This is a genomic window from Pseudomonas sp. SED1 (assembly GCF_034044025.1).
GTDB lineage: Bacteria > Pseudomonadota > Gammaproteobacteria > Pseudomonadales > Pseudomonadaceae > Aquipseudomonas.
In genome coordinates this window covers 1-18,261 of the sequence record NZ_JAXCIS010000230.1, presented here as the reverse complement: position 1 = coordinate 18,261, position 18,261 = coordinate 1, and the positions used below count along the sequence as shown (strand labels likewise).

Below are 18,261 nucleotides of genomic sequence, written 5' to 3'. Positions count from 1 at the left end.
GGTTAAGAAAATCTAGCCAACGACAGGGGAAAAATGGGAAATCTAGTGGGTTACGCCCTGTAGCGGTCTAATGAAACCGGACACCCATTTAGGCGAGAATGCTCGCCAGATAGAGTTGTCAGGCGTTGACGTGGGGGACAGGCCCAAGGTTACCTGGGCGAGCTTGTCCTCCTCACACGCAAAAAACCTAAGACAGGGCTTAGAATCTTGTTCTTGAGCCATCATTGGTTGGGACGCACTGCGATGGATATAGCGCTGATATGCCTGCTGATTGCAGTTTGCTTCGTAGCCATATTGATCTCCGGCATCGTGAGATGGGCGGGTTCATTCTTCCAGTGGCAGATTTTCCCTCAAGGTGCTGACTGCCATTACATGGGGCGCGATAAATCATTTACAACTTTCAGCGCTCGTCAGAGCAAGGCTTTTTAAAGTAATACAGGATACTCTAGCTAGATAATTTCCGTCTACAGCTTCCTGTGTGTGTGTAAGTTAAGTGCTAAGTTGAAGAAGATAAATGACAGAGGCTCCGGATTGAATGAATAATGAGTTGATGGTTTCGGCAATTTGTTGGGAAATGGATGCCGCAGTGTCTGCAAGTTTTGCGCATGCGATACCTAAGACGGATGATCTCCTGTTTTTTTGCCCTGACTGCCTTGTTGATGTCACAGCATCGATATCTATAAATAAGAACTGCTTCTTCAAGGCTCCTAGCCTGCATAGACCAGGTTGCCGCAATGAGAAGCGCCAAAGCAAGTCTTCCGGAGCTGGCGATCCTACTAAGTGGCCCTCTGCGAATCCTGATGTGATCATCCCGAGTCACCTAGGCGAGCTACCCAAACGCCGTCAGAAACAGAAACCTTCGATGTCCGAGCGGCAGGCATTGGCAAAGAGTGTTCAGCCTGGCGTTATCCTTCATCCGGGAACTCTGCGGGAAGTTGTGGATGCTTGGTTCACGATGACGATGAGTGATCGTAAGAAATACCCCCTGACCGTGGGTGTCGCTCAATTGAACTATTACGATGCGTTTGCTTTCTTGAGTGCGGGTGGAGACATCTCGTCGCTAGGGTGCGGGGGAGTTGTAGTTGTCGCTTCGGCCACTTCAAACAAGTTTGGCGGTTCTTTCTACGTGACCACTCGGGGTAGGTTTCAAGTCGGAGAGCAGATGCTGCCAATCAAAGCGAGGGTTCGGTCAAACGATCCTGATTTCAAGCTACTTGAGGATGGTAGAAAAGAAGTTCAGATCTTCTTGCACGGGGCTCCCCCGGCCCTCAATAGCGAGGGGAATTATTTTCATCCGCCGGCCGTAACGCCTTATACCGGCTTCGTAATCAAGCCAAAGAGCGCTGGTTGAGTTAGGGCGGGCAGCCTTGATGTTCAGTAGCACCGACGCGGATCGCAGGATCCGCAAGCAGAGGGTTCTGATCAAGATACCCGAGCATGACGTGATATCAGTGATGCTCGGGTCCTGTATGTGAGCGTCCAGACTTCCGGGCCGCGTCATTGGTCTGCTATTTTGGCCTTGGCACTACGCCATATTTTCTATCTTGCATATGAACCAAGTGTTTGATGGACGACTATAGACGTGCTCGCGAAGCGATCTCCTTGATCGCCCCGCGAATTGACTTGCCCTTAAGTCTACGTCACTTCAGCCATACACCGACCTGCTGCTCAGTTCCCTCTATAAACACCAAAGCCTCAACCTGACCTGCTTCGATCAAGTCTTGGCGAACGCCTTTTATCATTTCAAGCTGCGCAGCCCTGTCAACCAGTTCAACACGTGCTACCGGAGCCTTCATGGATTGGCGGGCGTCAGATTTTGCTTTGCGAATCGCAGATAGCACGGCACTAACACTCATCAATAAGCTTTCAATAGACGCGTCAGGAGAAGCATCCCCTTGCGGCCAAGACGCATTGTGCACTGAGCCGCAATTCCAAAATTGCCAGACTTCCTCACACACAAATGGCAGAAATGGCGCAAACAGTCGCTGCTGCACGCTCAGTGCATGTGCAAAAGCATTACGGGCCGAATGGCCTTCTGGTCGATAGGCGCGACGCTTGACCAATTCGACGTAGTCATCGCAAAACCACCAAAAGAACCCTTCGATACGCGAGAGCGCCACGCTATAGTCGTACGCCTCCAGCGCGAACGTAGCGTCCTGGACTACGCAGTCCAAGCGTTTAAGCATGGCCTGATCCAGCGGTTGGTCGATATCCCCGTTGTCATCCTTCGCAAAACCTTGAACCAACCTTGATAGATTGAACAGCTTGACGGCCAAACGGCGGCCGATCTTCATCTGCTGTTCTTCAAAGGCTGTATCACTGCCGAGCCGCGCTGAGGCTGCCCAGTAGCGCACACCGTCACTTCCATACTGGTCGAGCAAGGCTTGAGGGGTTACCACGTTACCCTTGGATTTAGACATTTTCTTACGGTCAGGATCAAGAATCCACCCAGAGAGCGCGACATTACGCCATGGCACGCAACCGTGTTCAAAATGGCTGCGTACCAGAGTTGAGAATAGCCAAGTGCGGATTATGTCGTGACCTTGAGGCCTGAGATCCATGGGGTATATTTTGGCGAACAATGCGTCGTCATCTCCCCACCCTCCGGCGATTTGAGGCGTCAGCGAGCTGGTGGCCCACGTATCCATGATGTCCTGTTCGCCGACGAAACCATTCTGTTGCCCACGTTGCTCTGGTCGATACCCAGGCGGAGTATCCAGGTTCGGATCAACTGGCAGGCTTTCCTCGCGGGCAATAATAGGAGTGCTGTAGTCGGCTTCGCCTTGTGCATCCAGCCCATACCAGAACGGAATCGGCACGCCGAACGTGCGCTGACGACTGATTAGCCAATCACCATTCAACCCGCCTACCCAATGCTCGTAACGCCTGAGCATGTGCTGCGGATGCCAGTCCAGCATCTGGCCAGAGGCAAGCAACACGTCCCGCAGGCTCGCGTCGCGTCCGCCGTTACGCAAGTACCATTGCCGAGTGGCGATGATTTCCAAAGGCTGGTCGCCTTTTTCAAAGAACTTCACAGCGTGTTGAATCGGTCGCGGTTCATCTCGCATAGCGCCGCAGTCGCGCAACATCGGCACGAGTTGCTTACGAACCTGGGACAAATTACGCCCGGCCAAGCCTGCATAGGCCTGTCGGCTGCGTGGTGTCGTCAACCAGGCGGGAGTCTCAAGCAACAGGCGTCCATCTTTTCCCAGTATTGACCGCGTGGGCAACTGCAACTCTCGCCACCAAATCACATCGGTAAGATCGCCAAAGGTGCAGACCATCACCAAGCCGGTGCCCTTGTCAGGATCACCCAACGGGTGTGCCAGCAGCGGTACGTCCAAGTCAAAAATTGGCGAGCGCACGGATTGTCCGAACCGCGCCTGATAACGAACGTCGTCCGGGTGAGCCACCAGCGCCACGCATGCCATCAGTAGCTCAGGCCGAGTGGTAACAACCCTCAATGCGTCGCCATCAGCCGTCTCAAAGCTGAGTTCGTGATACGCACCAGCGACCTCGCGCTCTTCAAGCTCTGCTTGAGCCACGGCTGTCTGGAACGTTACATCCCACAGGCATGGAGCTTCCTGGCTATAAAGTTCGCCACGCTGATAGTTACGAAGCAAAGCGCGCTGACTCGCTCGTTGAGAGCGCTCATCAATGGTGGCATATGAAAGGCTCCAATCAACGGACAAGCCCAGTTGCACGAAGAGTGCACGGAACGCTTGCTCATCAATGGCTGTCAGTTCGTGGCACAACTCGATGAAGTTGCGCCTACTGATGACAGTAAAGTCACCTCGCTTTAATGGAATGGGCTCAGGTGGCCTGAAATCAGGCTGATAAGCTGCCAGCGAGTCGCAACGTACGCCATAGAAATTCTCGACCCTGCGTTCGGTAGGCAAGCCGTTGTCGTCCCAACCCATGGGGTAGAACACAGCCTTACCTCGCATGCGCTGGAATCGAGCGATGATATCTGTGTGGGTATAGCTGAAGACATGACCGACATGCAACGAGCCTGAGGCCGTCGGCGGGGGTGTATCGATGGAGAACACAGCGTCGCGTTGGGCTGTGTGGTCAAAGGCGTACGTGCCTTCGAGCTGCCAACGTTGAGACCAGCGTGTTTCAAGGTTTTCGAGCGAGGGGGTGACAGTTTGACCGTTTAGAACTTCATCACGTTTAACGGTGACATAGCATCCTCCTGTTAATATCAAAGGGCACAACAGTAAGTGCGCGCCGGGGTGAAATTTATATTGAATCGCCTTTGAAAAGTAAACCCCCCCAATCAACATTTACCATCGTAGTTCAATGCAACTGACGGCTCGTCCAAGAGGATGCATTCAGATTTACATCACCTGCGTAGCCCATTTATGCGGCAGCAGTTCGGCGATGTCACGTGCACGCTGTGTTGGCAGTCGAGCCAGAACGTCTTTCAAGTAAGCATATGGGTCATGCCCGTTGAGCTTCGCCGACTGGATCAGACTGATCAGCACCGACGCGCGTTTGCCACTGCGCAACGATCCTGCGAAGAGCCAATTCTTGCGTCCAAGAGCCCATGGCCGGATCTGTTGCTATATGTGGTTGTTATCAATAGGCACCGCGCCGTCATCCAGATAACGTGACAATGCTGGCCAGCGTTTCAGGCTTTAATCCAGAGCCTTGGCAATGGCCACGCCATCATGCACAAGCTCGCGCTGGGCGATCATCCAGGCGTGCAGCCTATCCATCACGGGGACGGCTTTTTCTTGCCGTATTCGTCGCCGTAAATCTGGCTTCAGGTCGCGGATCTCACTTTCGATTTCGTATAGCAACTGGATAGAGTGCAGTACCTGCTCGGCGAGCGCGCTCTTGTTCGTGGCATGCAGGTCGAAGAACTTGCGCCGGGCATGGGCCATGCAACCGATTTCGGTGACGCCCAATGCGAAACTGGCCTTGTAGCCACCAAAATCGTCGCACACCAGTTTGCCTTTCCAGTCTTGCAGGAAGTTGCGCGCATGCTCGCCCGAGTGGCTTGGGCTGAAGTCGTACACCACTGCGCTGATATCGGCTGATGCGGTGGTCGCGTAGGCCCAGATGTAGCCACGATAGGTTTTCTTTGCGCCCGGCATGAGCACCTGTACCGGTGTTTCATCGGCGTGCACCACGCCGTGGGTGAGCACCACTTCGCGCAGGGCATCAACCAGCGGTTGCAACTGCACACCGCAGTCGCCGACCCACTTGGCCAAGGTAGATCGCGGGATGGCAAAGCCAGCCCGACCAAAGATCTTTTCCTGGCGATACAGCGGCAAATGATCACCGTATTTGGCAACCATCACTTGAGCCAGCAGCCCGGCAGTGGGGATGCCTTTGTCTATGATCTGCGCGGGGACGGGTGCCTGGATCAGCGTTTCGCAGTCATCACAGACCCATTTTCCAGGGACATGGCGCTCGACGGTAAAGACGCCAGGCGTGTAGTCCAGCTTCTCGCTGACGTCCTCGCCGATACGCTTGAGTGCGCAGCCGCATTGGCAGTGAATATTGTCAGGTTCGTGATGGATCAACGTGCGTGGAAACTCTGGCGGCAATGCAGTGCGCTTGGGCTTTTGTTTTTTCTCTGTCGCCGCTGGCACTGTTTGCAACGCCTGAAGCTCTGCTTCAATCGCCGCGATATCGGTATCGATCAGGTCATCTAGCAGGCTGGCCTGCTCAGGATTCATCTGCTCGCTACGCTTGGCAAACTTCAAACGCCTAAGTTGGGCAATCTCGTGTGTCAGTTTCTCGATCACCGTTTGATCGCGGTTGATCTTCTTGCGCATGGTGTCGACTTGCGACAGCAACTGCGCTGCTAATGCGCGCAGTTGGTCGAGGGACATTTGGTCGGGATTGGGAGAAGAAATCATGCCCCGGATTTTGGCAGAATGGGCGGTTCGCGGCGATAGACCGATAGGCTAATGGCAGCCCTTAAAGCAGTGTGATCGCCCCGCCGGAACCTGCGCGCTGCCAGGGTAGGCCCAACACCAGAGCTTGGAGTTGCTCGGTGTCCAATTGCATTTCAGAGCTACGACGAATGCTTGGCCAGTGGAACCTACCCTGGTTCAACCGGCGAGCTGCCAGCCAGATACCGAAGCCGTCGTGGACTAGAACCTTCATGCGAGTGGCACGACGGTTGGCAAATAGATAAGCACAGTGCGGCTTCGCCGCACCGAACACCGCAATCACCCTGGCTAACGCGGTTTCGGTGCCCGCTCGCATGTCCATCGGCTCAGTAGCTAGCCAGATGAAGTCGATGCGGATCATCGCAGCAGGTCTCGAAGAAAAGTCGCGCAGGCAGCAGCATTGTCGCTTGGCCAGTTCACTTTGACGGTACCGCGCGGGTGCTGGATCTCAACGCAGATATTCGACGATGCAGCTTGCGAATTTGATCCGGCCAGTTGCATGGGTAACGGAATAAATGCGGGTTGCAGCGCCGTGCTTTTCTGCGCCTGCACCCGAATCCATTTATGGACGAGGTTTGCATTGAGGCTATGGCTGAGTGCGATGCTCGCAATCGAAGCGTCGGGCTGGACACACTCTTGATTGACCTGAGCTTTGAAGGATTTGGAATAGGAACGGCGTGTTGGCTGCATAAAATATCCGCTTAAAAGTCTAGAACTGGTGCCCACTTAAATTTAAGTGCACACCATGTCTCGGCTTTGCGGGGCTGGGTAGATGACTTGACCGGACGGTTACGGCTGACGGGCGTTTCAATAACGATGCCTTCATCTATGACGCGGCAAAAAAGGAATACATTTGTCCCGCTGGAGATGCGTTGATCTGGCGCTTTTCCAGCGTTGAAAAAGGCCTGAAGTTGCACCGTTACTTGAGTTCTAATTGCCAGGGATGTGTGCTGAAATCGAAGTGCACACCGAGCAAGCAACGGCGAGTTCGGCGATGGGAGCATGAAGCCGTATTGGAGGAAATTCAGAACGGGCTGAGCAACGCGCCGGACATCATGCGAGTCCGCAAGCGTAAGGTCGAGCATTCCTTCGGGACACTCAAACAATGGATGGGCGCCACACATTTGCTGACCCGAAAGCTGGCCGGGGTAAGTGAGGTGATGAGCTTGAACGTCCTCGCCTACAACTTTAAGCGAGTCATGAAAATTTTCGGTACCAGCGGTTTAATGAATGCGCTGTCGGCCTGAAGAGGTCTGTATTTTGGCCACCCAGCAAGGTAGAAGCGGTGCTAGTGGCTCCCAGACCCTCGTGATGATCTGCAGGACTTGTTGTGAGCAATTACTCAGCTAACAACCGTCAGCGCTGCGGGCCGACAGTGCATCAGTGCGTTTTTAGACACTCTGGGACGAAAGCGGGCTTAGGGTTTCGTGTGGGCATTACGGATTGGCTTCATCACTATCGAGCCTTCAACCAATTCGATACTCAGTAAATCACCGAGACTGACGTTCAGCGCTGCAAGGACATCGGGAGGAAGATCGATAATGACGTCTCCGCTACCATCGCCAGGATGTTGGCATTTCACAATCGCCCTAAAGGACTCACTCATTTTACGTTTACTCCACTTTCGGCTGATGCGCAGATCCCATCAAGGTGATTGCATGTAGCAAGGTAGATGACGGTTCGCCCTAACGCTGCCTGAGTGAGCAAATTCGCAGGCTCCCGAGTTCCTAGTGATCTCTCAGGAAGCATCAAAATTTCTTGCGGTTGCTCACGAAGTACCGATACTTCATATTCTATGACGGCAAAATACTAGAGTCAGAATCTTACACGCTGCGTAGGCCCTACAGATCGTCCTGTGGCGGCCATACTATGTCCTGCCACCGACACTTACTTAGCTTCTAAGCTCTATGATGAGTTAGCGTCGTTTTATCTCTTTTGATAGACCCGGATGCTTGCGAATCGCGCGAAAATCCATTCCTCTTGGCCTTTACTGGTTGAAAGGGATCACGTGGCTCCCGTGTAGCTAATCGCCTAAGCCTTAGGTGGGAGAAATATCAGCACCTATTCACGTTTGATACGGCGATCCCGACTGGTTAGCGGAGAGTCGTGCTGCACCGGAGGTTATTTTGTATCTGCAAAATGCAGGCGCCTGACAGAGGTCATGCTTCCAACGGGCTCAAGCTCCTTACCCTTATCAAGGCTCACCGACAAGAATTGGCGTTCCGCACTAATCTCTGAACCAGCCAGGCTACGAGCTTCGGCTTGATACTGAGCAGCAAGCGACTGTTTTGGATTACCTTTAGAAGTCTTCACGGAAATCCTCGCTAATATGGAGTGAAGGTCAATGCTAGGTCCATTCAATGTGCCGTCCAATTGAGTCGGATGCAAGGCAGATCCTATGTTTGATAGCGACTAGCTCCATCACGCCTTCCTCTCGGCCAGAAGCTGTATTTACCCTGTAATTAACGGGGATACGAAACGGCTATGCTAGACGAACGTTCCACAGCCGTCATTCAGACCGAAGTTTTTTGGCGAGAGTTATCCCGCGGTATTTCATTGCCGGAGCGAATATGCAGAAATGCCAACTTTCTTCTGCACCACTGCCCTAGCCCTGTATTCAGACCTACGATTGCGCGTTGAGGCATGTCGGCATGGACAACAACGAAATTCTACGCAACATCCAACCCCTTTGTAGCGAGGCATCCAAATGCATGGATCGCGTAGCATCGGTTTCTCACCAGGCTGAAAAGGTCTTTGAGGACCGAAATGCTGCTGCACAATGGATGTCAAGGCCGAACCAAGCCCTTGATGGCAAGGAACCAATTCTGCTCTGCGAAACCGAAATTGGTGCGAAGCAAGTCCGCCGTGTACTCCATGCCCTGGAGGCTGGCGGGGTGGTTTGATGAGGCTGAGCTATGCCGGCGATCTCGGGCATGCCTTTCTCGATGTGAACTGATAAAAATTATGCGCGAAGCCGCTGAATCGGATAGTAGGTATGGCATGGGCTTTGCTAACTGCCAAAAAGACTTTGTCACCGGTTCTGAAGCGCCGAAGGCTCCAAGGTGCTGTTCAACCACGGCTTGTGGCCGGCGGCGTTGCAGATCTGAGGCCAAGCCCCTTACGGCGGCCAGGCCAACTCGTACGTGGTGCACCGCGAAGACGCGCATTGGGTCGACGGCAAACTCACTGCCGAGGGCATGCAGCCGCTGCGTTTGAGCAACTTGCCAAACACGCCCACGAAAAAGGCCTGTTGACCGGCGCAACCGTGCACGACTTCAATCGCTGGGCCCAGGCCGAGTTCAGCATCGACGGCGTGCGTGAACACCTGCCGCTCGATGGCCTCGCGGTGAAGTACGGGGACGGCACACCAAAGTGAAACTGGCGCAGACGACCAGCATCGGTCCACCACCTTACCCGGACACCCATTTGGACAACGCGGCGGTGACTTACTACAGCCCGGTCGCGACACTGGTGGATTTGATAGTGAACGATCTGAGTCTCAGGATGGGACAAATGGTCATGCAAAAACAAAATACTTCCGCACTGTCTCTACCACTTCCCAAGTTCCTTTCATGCCAGGTTCAACTATAAAAATATCCCCCGTTCTAAGGTGGATAGGGTCTTTTCCATCGGGAGTGATTATGCAATATCCTTCCCTAAAATCGCAGTATTCCCATTTCAGATAATCAACTCGCCATTTTCCTGGGGTACAGATCCAAGTGCCCATGATCTTGCTACCGTCTTCGGAGGTGTACGCGTTGAGGTTGACCGTGTGTGGGTCACCTTCGAGTTTTTCCCATTTGCATGCATCAAGGACCGGGAGAGGGTGGGTGTTGCGCAAAACAACAATAGGTTCAGACATGGCGTTACCAAATAGATGATATACGAGAGTCACCACGGTACTGGGAGACGCGGCAGGCCAGGTGTCTGAAGTCGACGTTCAGGTATCTATAAGCGCGGAATCAACGATTCACATCAAGCTCGTTCAGACGCTTTGGTTGGGAGAGGATGTTGAGTAGAGGCATTAGTAGGGGCTGGAATCAGGGGTTCTGCCTGCGTGAGGGGTAGAAAATGACTTAATTTTTACATTATTTTTGACTGGTATGGACATGAGGGTAATATGGGTTAAAGCCTTTATTCTCGTGGGCTTAGGCTTGCGTCCATAGAGCCTCATGAAGCCGGTGCAACCTGTGGCAGTATTCCCACTTCACGTACTCCACTCGCCATTTGCCCGGGGTGCAGATCCAGGTGCCCATGATCTTGCTGCCGTCTTCGCTGGTGTAGGCGTTGAGGTTGACGGTGTGGGGGTCGCCTTCGAGTTTTTCCCATTTGCAGGCGTCCAGCACCGGCAGTGGGTGGGTGTCGCGCAGTACGGTGATCGGCTTGGACATGATGATTCCGAGGCAGTGGAAGGGAAGTCCGAACCCTATCGCCTTGGGCCGCCCGCCTGTGGTCTGAACTCGACATCGGGATGCCCAGAAGCGCAGGCGGCCGTTGATCCTGATCCCCTGTAGGAGCGAGCTTGCTCGCGAAGGTCGTTAACGATGACGTTGGCATTCTGACTCCACGCGGGGCCCTCGAGTTTTTCGCGAGCAAGCTCGCTCCTACAGGGGGCAATGCCTGACCGGGCGCTTTGAAACATCCAATCACCAATCAGCCATTTCCTCGCAGTAAGTGCGAAAGATTTCCCGCTTTGCGCTGGAATTCGCAAGAATATTTACAGCTGGCCCTCGTATCATTCACCCCAGTAACGACCGAGAGCCTTGAAATGAATCCAATAACAACGTGGTGGGACATCAGCCCGCCCTTGAGCACCGCGACCCCGACCTGGCCGGGTGATACACCGTTTCAGGAAGAGCGCGTGTGGCAGTTCGGCCCCGAGTGCCCGGTGAATGTCGGGCGCATCACCCTGTCGCCCCACACCGGCGCCCATGTGGACGCGCCGTTGCACTACAGCGCTGACGGTGCGCCCATCGGCGAAGTGTCCCTGGATGTGTACATGGGCCCGTGCCGGGTGCTGCATTGCCTGGGCAGCGGCGCGCTGGTGCAGCCACATCAGTTGGAAGGCCGCCTGGAGAACCTGCCGGAGCGTGTGCTGTTGCGCACTTATCAACAGGTGCCGCTGGATACCTGGGATTCGAATTTCACCGCCGTCGCCCCGCAAACCGTCGAGCTGCTGGCCAGCCTCGGTGTGCGCCTGATCGGCATCGACACGCCGTCCCTGGACCCGCAGCAGTCCAAGACCATGGACTCCCACAACGCCGTCGCCCGTCATGGCATGGCGATTCTCGAAGGCATCATTCTCGACGAGGTGCCGGAGGGCGATTACGAGTTGATCGCGCTGCCGCTGCGTTTTGCCAACCTCGATGCCAGCCCGGTACGAGCCATTCTCCGCCCGCTCAAGGAGCCCACGCGATGAGCCAGTGTCCTTTCTCCCCTGACTACCAGCCGCCGGAAGAATGGCATAACGCCGAGCTGAATTTTTCCGAGTCCATGAGCTATGGCGACTACCTGGACCTGGGCAAAGTACTCAGCGCCCAGCATCCGCTGTCGCCGGACCATAACGAGATGCTGTTCATCATCCAGCACCAGACCTCGGAGCTGTGGATGAAGCTGATGCTCCACGAACTCAAGGCCGCGCGTGAACACGTACGCCTGGGTGAGTTGCCACCGGCGTTCAAGATGCTGGCGCGGGTGTCGCGAATCTTTGACCAACTGGTGCACGCCTGGGCGGTGCTGGCGACCATGACGCCGTCGGAGTACAAGTCGATTCGCCCGTACCTGGGCCAGTCGTCGGGCTTCCAGTCGTTCCAGTACCGGGAAATCGAATTCATCCTCGGCAATAAAAGTGCGGCGCTGTTGCGGCCCCACGCCCATCGCCCGGACTTGTTGAACGAGTTGAAAGTGGCGATTGCCACGCCGTCGCTGTATGACGAGGCGATCAGCCTGATGGCCAAGGCCGGGCTGGCGATCGACCCCAAGCGTGCCGAACGCGACCCTACGGCGCCGACGGTTCACGATGAATCCGTGGAGGCGGCGTGGCGCGAGGTTTATCGCGACCCGAGCCGTTACTGGGACCTGTACCAACTGGCCGAAAAGTTTATCGACTTGGAAGATTCCTTCCGCCAGTGGCGGTTCCGCCATGTCACCACCGTGGAGCGGATCATCGGCTTCCAGCCCGGTACGGGCGGCACCGAAGGCGTGGGCTACCTGCGCAAGATGCTCGACACCGTGCTGTTCCCCGAGCTGTGGCGAGTGCGTTCCACGCTGTAATCAAGGCCCAACAAAAAGCCCCGGTACTCACCAGTACCGGGGCTTTTCATTTGGAATGCGATCAAAATGTGGGAGCGGGCTTGCTCGCGAAAGCGGTGGGTCAGTCAATACATCAGGTGACTGACAGGACGCCTTCGCGAGCAAGCCCGCTCCCACACAAGCCCGCTCCCACATGGGTTATTGCGCTGTTACTGCCTTCGCGTTATTCAAGCGCAACCGGTACGCCACATAGATAATTCCGACCCAAACCGGAATCGCATACACCGACGCCCGCACACCCGGAATCGCCAGCATCACGCAGATGATCATCAGCATGAACGCCAGGCACAGGTAGTTGCTGAACGGGAACCAGAAGGTCTTGAACGTCGGCACCACGCCTTGCTCGCCCATGGCCTTGCGGAACTTGATGTGGGTCAGGCTGATCAGCGCCCAGTTGATCATCAGCGAGGCAACCACCAGCGCAAACAACAGCTCCAGTGCGTCATGCGGTGCGACGTAGTTGATCACCACGCACAGCAGCGTCACCAGGGCCGAAATACCCAGGGCACGCAGCGGCACGCCTTGCTTGTTCAGCTTCATCAGCGCTTTCGGCGCATCGCCTTGCTCGGCCAGGCCGAACAGCATGCGGCTGTTGCAGTACACGCCGCTGTTGTACACCGACAGCGCCGCGGTCAGGACCACGAAGTTGAGGATGTGAGCGGCGGTGTCGTTACCGATCAGCGAGAAGATCTGCACGAACGGGCTGCCGCTGTAGGCATCGCCCGATGCGCCGAGGGTTTGCAGCAGTTGATCCCATGGGTACAACGACAGCAGCACGGTAAGTGCGCCGACGTAGAAAATCAGGATCCGGTACACCACCTGGTTGATCGCCTTCGGGATCACCTTGCGGGGTTCGCTGGCTTCGGCGGCGGTAATACCCACCAGCTCCAGGCCGCCGAACGAGAACATGATGAACGCCATGGACATCAACAATCCCATGCCGCCGTTCGGGAAGAACCCGCCGTGGCTCCACAGGTTGCTCACCGAGGCTTGCGGGCCGCCGGTGCCGCTGAACAACAGGTAGCAGCCGAGCACGATCATGCCGACAATCGCCACCACCTTGATGATCGCGAACCAGAACTCGGTCTCACCGAAGAACTTCACGTTGAGGGTGTTGATCAGGTTGACCAGCACAAAGAACACCACCGCACTGATCCAGGTCGGAATCTCCGGCCACCAGAACTGGATGTACTTGCCTACCGCTGTCAGCTCGGCCATGCCCACCAGCACGTAGAGTACCCAGTAGTTCCAGCCGGCGAGGAAGCCTGCGTAACCGCCCCAGTATTTGTGGGCAAAATGGCTGAAGGAGCCGGCTACCGGTTCCTCGACGATCATCTCGCCCAGCTGGCGCATGATCAGGAACGCGATGAAACCGGCTACCGCATAGCCCAGGATCATCGACGGCCCCGCCGACTTGAGCACGCCCGCCGAGCCGAGGAACAGCCCGGTCCCGATCGCTCCTCCCAAGGCAATCAGCTGAATATGCCGGTTCTTCAGGCCACGCTTGAGGCCCACCGGGTTAACCATGTCATCCGCCATTAACATTCCCTTCTACTTGTTTTTTTCAGGGTTGATCGCACACCGAACCAGCCCCTCATACCGCTGAGGGGTCAGATATTACTCTCGGTAAACTTTTCGTAATACAGCTGAACGCCATCAAGTGCCTGATCCAGCAGCCATTGTTTGATGGATTCGACCATCGGCGGCGGGCCGCACACGTACATATCTGCCGATTGATCCCGCAATTCGGCCAGGTCGAAATGCTCGGTGAGGTAGCCACGCTTGCCGGCCCAATCGGAAGGCGGATCGCTGAGTACTTCGGTGTAGCGAAAGTTTGGGATTTTTTCGGCATAAGCGGCGATGCGGACGGCCTCGCACAAATCGGCCCGACCGCGCACGCCGTAATACAGGTGCACCGGCTGTTGGCAGGCGCTGGCGGCCAGGTCATCAAGCATGCCGAGCAGCGCCGATAAGCCGGTGCCGCCAGCCACCAGCACCAGCGGCCGGGTGACATGCCGGAGGTAAAAGGCACCCAATGGCGCCTCCAGCAGCAGCTCATCGCCTACCTGGCAGCGCTCGCGGATGTAGTTGCTCATCACGCCATCGGGCAGCAGGCGGATCAGGAACTGCAACTGATTACCCGGGCGGTTGGCGAAAGAGTAGGAACGCCAACTGTCGGTGCCGGGAATCGACAGGCGGGCGTATTGGCCCGGCAAAAAGTCCAATGAGTTTTCCAGCTGCAGGTGCAGGATCGCGGTGCTGGTCGAGATCTGCTGCACATTGCTCACCGTGCTGCGGATTTGTACTGGGCCCGGCGCGTTGCACAGGCTGGAATCAAAATCGAAATAAAACGCCGCGTCGGACTGGACCCGGGTCTGGCAACTGAGCATTTTGCGTTGTTGCAGGTCGAGGCTGGAGAGGGCTTCCTCATCCACATAGTCCTGAGTGAAATCGCCGGACTCGCAACGGCCCTGGCAGGTGCCGCACACGCCTTCGCGGCAGTCGAGCGGGATCTTGATGCCGTTGCGCAAGGCTGCGTCCAGCAGGATCTCATTGGCGCCCACCGGGAAAAACAGGGTTTTGCCGTCGGCAAAACTGAAGGCCACTTTGTGATTCATTCGCAGAACTCCGCGAGTTTGATGGTTATGCCTGACGAGCAAGCTTTTGTGGTGAGGGGGCTTGTCCCCCGTTGGGCTGCGAAGCGGCCCCAAATCCAGGCACCGCGATCCGTCTGTCAGAGTGCGTTTACCTTCTTGGGGCTGCTTCGCAGCCCAACGGGGGACAAGCCCCCTCGCCACAAGGTCGCGCTCGCCACAAAAGCTCGCTGTCACAGGTGATAGAAATCCAGCACCGAGTTGATGGTGTCGTTGAGCAGCAGCGCATGCTTGCGGGTGATCAGCCAACTGTCGCCATCGGGCTTGAGGCTGTAAGTGGCGCTGCCGTAGAACTGCTCCGACGTCGCCAGCCGATAGAACAGCGTGTGCCAGTTCAGCTTCACTTCCAGCAGCCCGCCCGCCTGCTCGGCAATCCGCACGTTATTGATCAGATGCAGCGTCCTCGGCATCGGCGTGGCCGACGCGGCCTTGCCCGTGCGCAGGCGAAACACCCGATCCTCCAGGCCCGAGCGGTTGGCGTAGTAGATCAGCGACATCTCGCGCTTCGGGTCGCGGGTGTAGACGTGTTCCGAATCCCACTGCGGCAGATGAAACTCACTCTGCGGGTCGAACAGCTGCACATACGCGTCCCAATCCTGGGCATCGCACAGCTCGGATTTACGGTAAAAAAACTGCTCGATCCGGTACTGCAATTGCGCATTCATCATTTCACCTCCCGCAGTTTCAGGGCTTGGGCATCGAGCCCGTCCAGCAGGAATTTCTGCCAGTTGCGGTGCTGGTTGACGTACAGCCCTTCGTGGGTGAATTCGGTGCCGGTCATCGCCGGCTGGATGCCGATGGATTCGCTGTTGGGCGTCGGCCCGGTTTCCCAGCGATGGCTGCCACGGGAGATATCGCTCCAGCGCTCCAGGCGGCCCTGGAAGCCGCGCTGGGCTTCGCGAAATTCCACCAGGTCATCCGGCGTGCCCATACCGGAGACGTTGAAGAAGTCCTCGAACTGGCGAATGCGGTTTTCTCGGTCGGCGTCAGACTCGCCTTTCACCCCCAGGCACTGGCTGATGATCTCGGTCTTGTTCCAGGCGATGGGGCGGATGATCCGCAACTGCGAGCTGATCTGGTCGAGAAAGAACAGGCTCGGGTAGATGTTCAGGTTGCGCAGGCGGTGCATCATCCACTCGGCTTTTTGCTGGCCGTGCTCTTCGATCAGGCGCGGCATGATGGTGGCGTAGCCGGAGCGGACCGTCGGATTCGGCATGTCACTGAACAGCAGGCTGTGGCCATTGTTGAAGGCGAACCAGCCGTCATCGGTATTCGCGTCGCCGGCGCCGAGCTTGCTGTAGTCCAGGGTCGTGCCAGAGCCGGTACCGTTTTCAGTGTTGACCTGCTGGCGGTGCTGCACCGTGGCCACGTAGTTGTAGTGCACGGTGCTGACGTGATAACCGTCCAGGCCGTTTTCGTTTTGCAGTTTCCAGTTGCCGTCGTAGGTGTAGGCCGATTTGCCCGGCAGCACTTCCAGTTCACCGGTGGCCGACTGGGCGACCATCATGTCGAAGAACACTTTGGCGTCGCCGAGGAAGTCTTGCAGGCTATTGGTGCCGTTCACGTCCAGGCTGATAAACACGAAGCCCTTGTAGCTCTCGATCCGCGCCTTTTTCAGGCCGCGAGTGGCTTTGTCGAACCCCTCCGGGTATTCCCCCGGCGCCTTGACCTTCACCAGCCGGCCATCGCTCTTGTAGCACCAGGCGTGGAACGGGCAGGTGAAGGTGGACTGGTTGCCCTTGCCGACCCGCGTCAGGGTGGTGCCGCGGTGCTGGCAGGCGTTGATCAGTGCGTTGAGCTGGCCCTCACCGTCGCGGGTGATGATCATCGGCTGGCGCCCGGCGCGCATAGTGATGAAGTCATGCTTGTTGGCCAATTCGCTTTCGTGGCAGGCGTAGATCCAGTTCTTTTCGAAGATCAGTTCCATCTCCAGATCAAACAGCTCCGGCTCGGTGAACATGTCCCGGGCGATGCGGAACACTTCATCCACCGGACGAAAGTCCAGGCAGCCTTCGATAAAGCTTTTCCACTGCTCGACGCTTCTTGCACCACTCATGGGAGGCACCTTTTTGATAATGGCTAAACGGGTAGGCCATTAAGAGGCTGCGGCGGGGTGGCGGGCTATCCGGTTAATGGGGGAAGGTGGGCCACTTAGTTGGGCACCAAATACCCACGGCGGTGCAGGGCAGTGGTGGAATGCGCTACTGTCTAGCAAGGCGATTGTCGGAAAAGTCGGCGTGTTATCCACTTAATCGACGGTTGCTATCCACCCAGTGGCAATGCCGCTGGCGTGGCGCAAAACTTGCTGTTGCTCTACCAGGACGCGCCGTCAGAGCGCGCCGGCCACAATTGCCGTGGGTGCCCCGTGATGAGTAGCAATACACGCGATATACGTATCGAGCGCTTCGACCTTGAAGGCGCCTGCAGCTGGATGTCCGGCATTTGCGGGCCACACCGGCTGCAGACCGCGACGCCAGAGCGCATCCGTTTTCACCACAGCGCCAATGTGTTCAAGTCCCGCGCCACCACGCTGGGGATTATTGAGTACGGCACCGACGTCACGATCGACATCGAAGACGCCGAGCACTTCAGCAGCTACAGCCTGAGCCTGCCGCTGGTGGGCGAGCAGGAACTGAGCAAGAACGGCGAACGGCTCAGTTCCAACCGCGACCAAGGCGTAATCATCTCGCCCAATGAGCATCAAGTGCTGGCGATTTCCGGCGACTGCCGCAAGTTGCAGGTGGTGATCACCCGCGCGGCGATGAGCGAATCCCTGGAAGGCCTGCTGCAACGGCCGATTGAAGCGCCGCTGCGCTTTGAGTCGGTGATGGATGCAGTGGATGGCGCCTCGGCGTCATGGTGGCGTATGGCGCGGTATTTCATTGCGGAGCTGGAGCGTAGCAGCGAGCTGTATGACCAAGCGGCGTTTACCCGGGATCTCGAAAGCTCGCTGATCAAGGGCCTGATTCTCGCCCAGCCGAATAACTACTCCGAAGAACTGCGGGACGTGCTGGGGGTGAAGCTGCCGCACTATCTGATCCGTGCGCGGCAGTACATCCACGACAACGCCCGGGAAGCGGTGCATCTGGAGGATTTGGAGACGGCGGCGGGTGTATCGCGCTTCAAGCTGTTCGATGCCTTCCGCAAATACTTTGCCCTGTCGCCTATGGCCTATTTGAAGAAATACCGCCTGGGGGCCGTACGCCAGGAAATCCTCGAACACGGCTCGACTCGCACCATCTCCGAGATCGCCCTGGGTTGGGGCTTTACCCATTTGGGGCGATTCTCGGCCGAGTACCGCAAGCTGTTCGACGAATCCCCCAGCCAGACGCTGCAACGCAACGACGCACGGCGCATGCGGGGATGAACACTTTACTCAAAAACAA

16 protein-coding genes and 4 pseudogenes are annotated in these 18,261 nt (G+C 56.5%); 8 read left to right on the top strand and 12 right to left on the bottom strand.

Annotation, left to right across the window (positions count from 1 at the left end; genetic code table 11):
• Positions 1 to 535: 535 nt before the first annotated feature.
• Positions 536 to 1,351: a hypothetical protein gene (locus SNL23_RS29540; protein WP_318304507.1), complete on the top strand. Its 816-nt coding sequence runs from the start codon at positions 536 to 538 to the stop codon at positions 1,349 to 1,351.
• A 289-nt stretch (positions 1,352 to 1,640) separates the two neighbouring features.
• Here SNL23_RS29540 and valS read toward each other — a convergent pair whose 3' ends face one another.
• The 4 genes and pseudogenes from valS to tnpA all read right to left on the bottom strand — a co-directional run bounded on the left by valS (position 1,641) and on the right by tnpA (position 6,599).
• Entirely contained in the window at positions 1,641 to 4,286 is a 2,646-nt protein-coding gene (gene valS, locus SNL23_RS29535) for a valine--tRNA ligase (protein WP_318304506.1), read from the bottom strand.
• 54 nt (positions 4,287 to 4,340) lie between these two features.
• A pseudogene (tnpC, locus tag SNL23_RS29530) lies at positions 4,341 to 5,873 on the bottom strand (IS66 family transposase).
• A 61-nt stretch (positions 5,874 to 5,934) separates the two neighbouring features.
• Entirely contained in the window at positions 5,935 to 6,270 is a 336-nt protein-coding gene (gene tnpB / locus SNL23_RS29525) for an IS66 family insertion sequence element accessory protein TnpB (protein WP_318304505.1), read from the bottom strand.
• Positions 6,267 to 6,599: an IS66-like element accessory protein TnpA gene (gene tnpA, locus SNL23_RS29520; RefSeq protein ID WP_318304503.1), complete on the bottom strand. Its 333-nt coding sequence runs from the start codon at positions 6,597 to 6,599 to the stop codon at positions 6,267 to 6,269. The genes tnpB and tnpA overlap by 4 nt, the downstream gene beginning before the upstream one ends.
• Positions 6,600 to 6,703: 104 nt before the next feature.
• Between tnpA and SNL23_RS29515 the strand changes: the two are divergent.
• Positions 6,704 to 7,156: pseudogene (locus tag SNL23_RS29515) on the top strand (transposase); the annotation flags it as partial.
• 170 nt (positions 7,157 to 7,326) lie between these two features.
• Here the strand turns inward: SNL23_RS29515 and SNL23_RS29510 are convergent.
• A complete protein-coding gene (locus SNL23_RS29510) occupies positions 7,327 to 7,515 on the bottom strand; it encodes an AbrB/MazE/SpoVT family DNA-binding domain-containing protein (RefSeq protein ID WP_318304502.1) in 189 nt (62 codons plus the stop codon).
• 515 nt (positions 7,516 to 8,030) lie between these two features.
• Positions 8,031 to 8,222 carry a hypothetical protein gene (locus tag SNL23_RS29505; RefSeq protein ID WP_318304501.1) on the bottom strand — a complete coding sequence of 64 codons (192 nt, stop codon included), beginning with the start codon at positions 8,220 to 8,222 and terminating at the stop codon, positions 8,031 to 8,033.
• Between the two features lie 171 nt (positions 8,223 to 8,393).
• Here SNL23_RS29505 and SNL23_RS29500 point away from each other — a divergent pair, with 171 nt between their 5' ends.
• From SNL23_RS29500 to SNL23_RS29490, 3 genes and pseudogenes are all read left to right on the top strand, one after another.
• Positions 8,394 to 8,549 (top strand): BPSL0761 family protein, encoded by a 156-nt coding sequence (locus SNL23_RS29500; RefSeq protein ID WP_318304499.1) that lies wholly within the window; start codon positions 8,394 to 8,396, stop codon positions 8,547 to 8,549.
• 11 nt (positions 8,550 to 8,560) lie between these two features.
• The gene (locus SNL23_RS29495) at positions 8,561 to 8,812 is read left to right on the top strand and encodes an MbcA/ParS/Xre antitoxin family protein (protein ID WP_318304498.1); all 252 of its coding nucleotides are present in this window, start codon (positions 8,561 to 8,563) and stop codon (positions 8,810 to 8,812) included.
• A 147-nt stretch (positions 8,813 to 8,959) separates the two neighbouring features.
• Positions 8,960 to 9,398: pseudogene (locus tag SNL23_RS29490) on the top strand (xanthine dehydrogenase family protein molybdopterin-binding subunit); the annotation flags it as partial.
• 28 nt (positions 9,399 to 9,426) lie between these two features.
• On the opposite strand, the gene SNL23_RS29485 reads toward SNL23_RS29490, so the two are convergent.
• Complete coding sequence (locus SNL23_RS29485; RefSeq protein ID WP_318304497.1) at positions 9,427 to 9,771, bottom strand: cupin domain-containing protein; 345 nt, start codon at positions 9,769 to 9,771, stop codon at positions 9,427 to 9,429.
• Between the two features lie 328 nt (positions 9,772 to 10,099).
• Positions 10,100 to 10,300 (bottom strand): annotated as a pseudogene (locus tag SNL23_RS29480) (cupin domain-containing protein); the annotation flags it as partial.
• 377 nt (positions 10,301 to 10,677) lie between these two features.
• Here SNL23_RS29480 and kynB point away from each other — a divergent pair.
• Both kynB and kynA read left to right on the top strand, forming a co-directional pair.
• Positions 10,678 to 11,328, top strand: coding sequence for an arylformamidase (kynB, locus tag SNL23_RS29470; protein WP_318304496.1), 651 nt, complete (start codon positions 10,678 to 10,680; stop codon positions 11,326 to 11,328).
• A complete protein-coding gene (gene kynA / locus SNL23_RS29465; RefSeq protein WP_318304495.1) occupies positions 11,325 to 12,182 on the top strand; it encodes a tryptophan 2,3-dioxygenase in 858 nt (285 codons plus the stop codon). The genes kynB and kynA overlap by 4 nt, the downstream gene beginning before the upstream one ends.
• Positions 12,183 to 12,359: 177 nt before the next feature.
• Here kynA and SNL23_RS29460 read toward each other — a convergent pair whose 3' ends face one another.
• From SNL23_RS29460 to antA, 4 genes are all read right to left on the bottom strand, one after another.
• Complete coding sequence (locus SNL23_RS29460) at positions 12,360 to 13,760, bottom strand: amino acid permease (protein WP_167665281.1); 1,401 nt, start codon at positions 13,758 to 13,760, stop codon at positions 12,360 to 12,362.
• A gap of 71 nt (positions 13,761 to 13,831) precedes the next feature.
• Positions 13,832 to 14,839 (bottom strand): anthranilate 1,2-dioxygenase electron transfer component AntC, encoded by a 1,008-nt coding sequence (gene antC, locus SNL23_RS29455; RefSeq protein WP_318304494.1) that lies wholly within the window; start codon positions 14,837 to 14,839, stop codon positions 13,832 to 13,834.
• A 209-nt stretch (positions 14,840 to 15,048) separates the two neighbouring features.
• Complete coding sequence (gene antB / locus SNL23_RS29450; RefSeq protein ID WP_318304493.1) at positions 15,049 to 15,540, bottom strand: anthranilate 1,2-dioxygenase small subunit; 492 nt, start codon at positions 15,538 to 15,540, stop codon at positions 15,049 to 15,051.
• Positions 15,540 to 16,931, bottom strand: a complete 1,392-nt coding sequence (antA, locus tag SNL23_RS29445; RefSeq protein ID WP_167665283.1) for an anthranilate 1,2-dioxygenase large subunit — start codon at positions 16,929 to 16,931, stop codon at positions 15,540 to 15,542. Before antA ends, antB begins: the two co-directional genes overlap by 1 nt.
• A gap of 312 nt (positions 16,932 to 17,243) precedes the next feature.
• Between antA and SNL23_RS29440 the strand changes: the two genes are divergently transcribed.
• Positions 17,244 to 18,242 carry an AraC family transcriptional regulator gene (locus SNL23_RS29440; RefSeq protein ID WP_167665284.1) on the top strand — a complete coding sequence of 333 codons (999 nt, stop codon included), beginning with the start codon at positions 17,244 to 17,246 and terminating at the stop codon, positions 18,240 to 18,242.
• Positions 18,243 to 18,261: the final 19 nt, after the last annotated feature.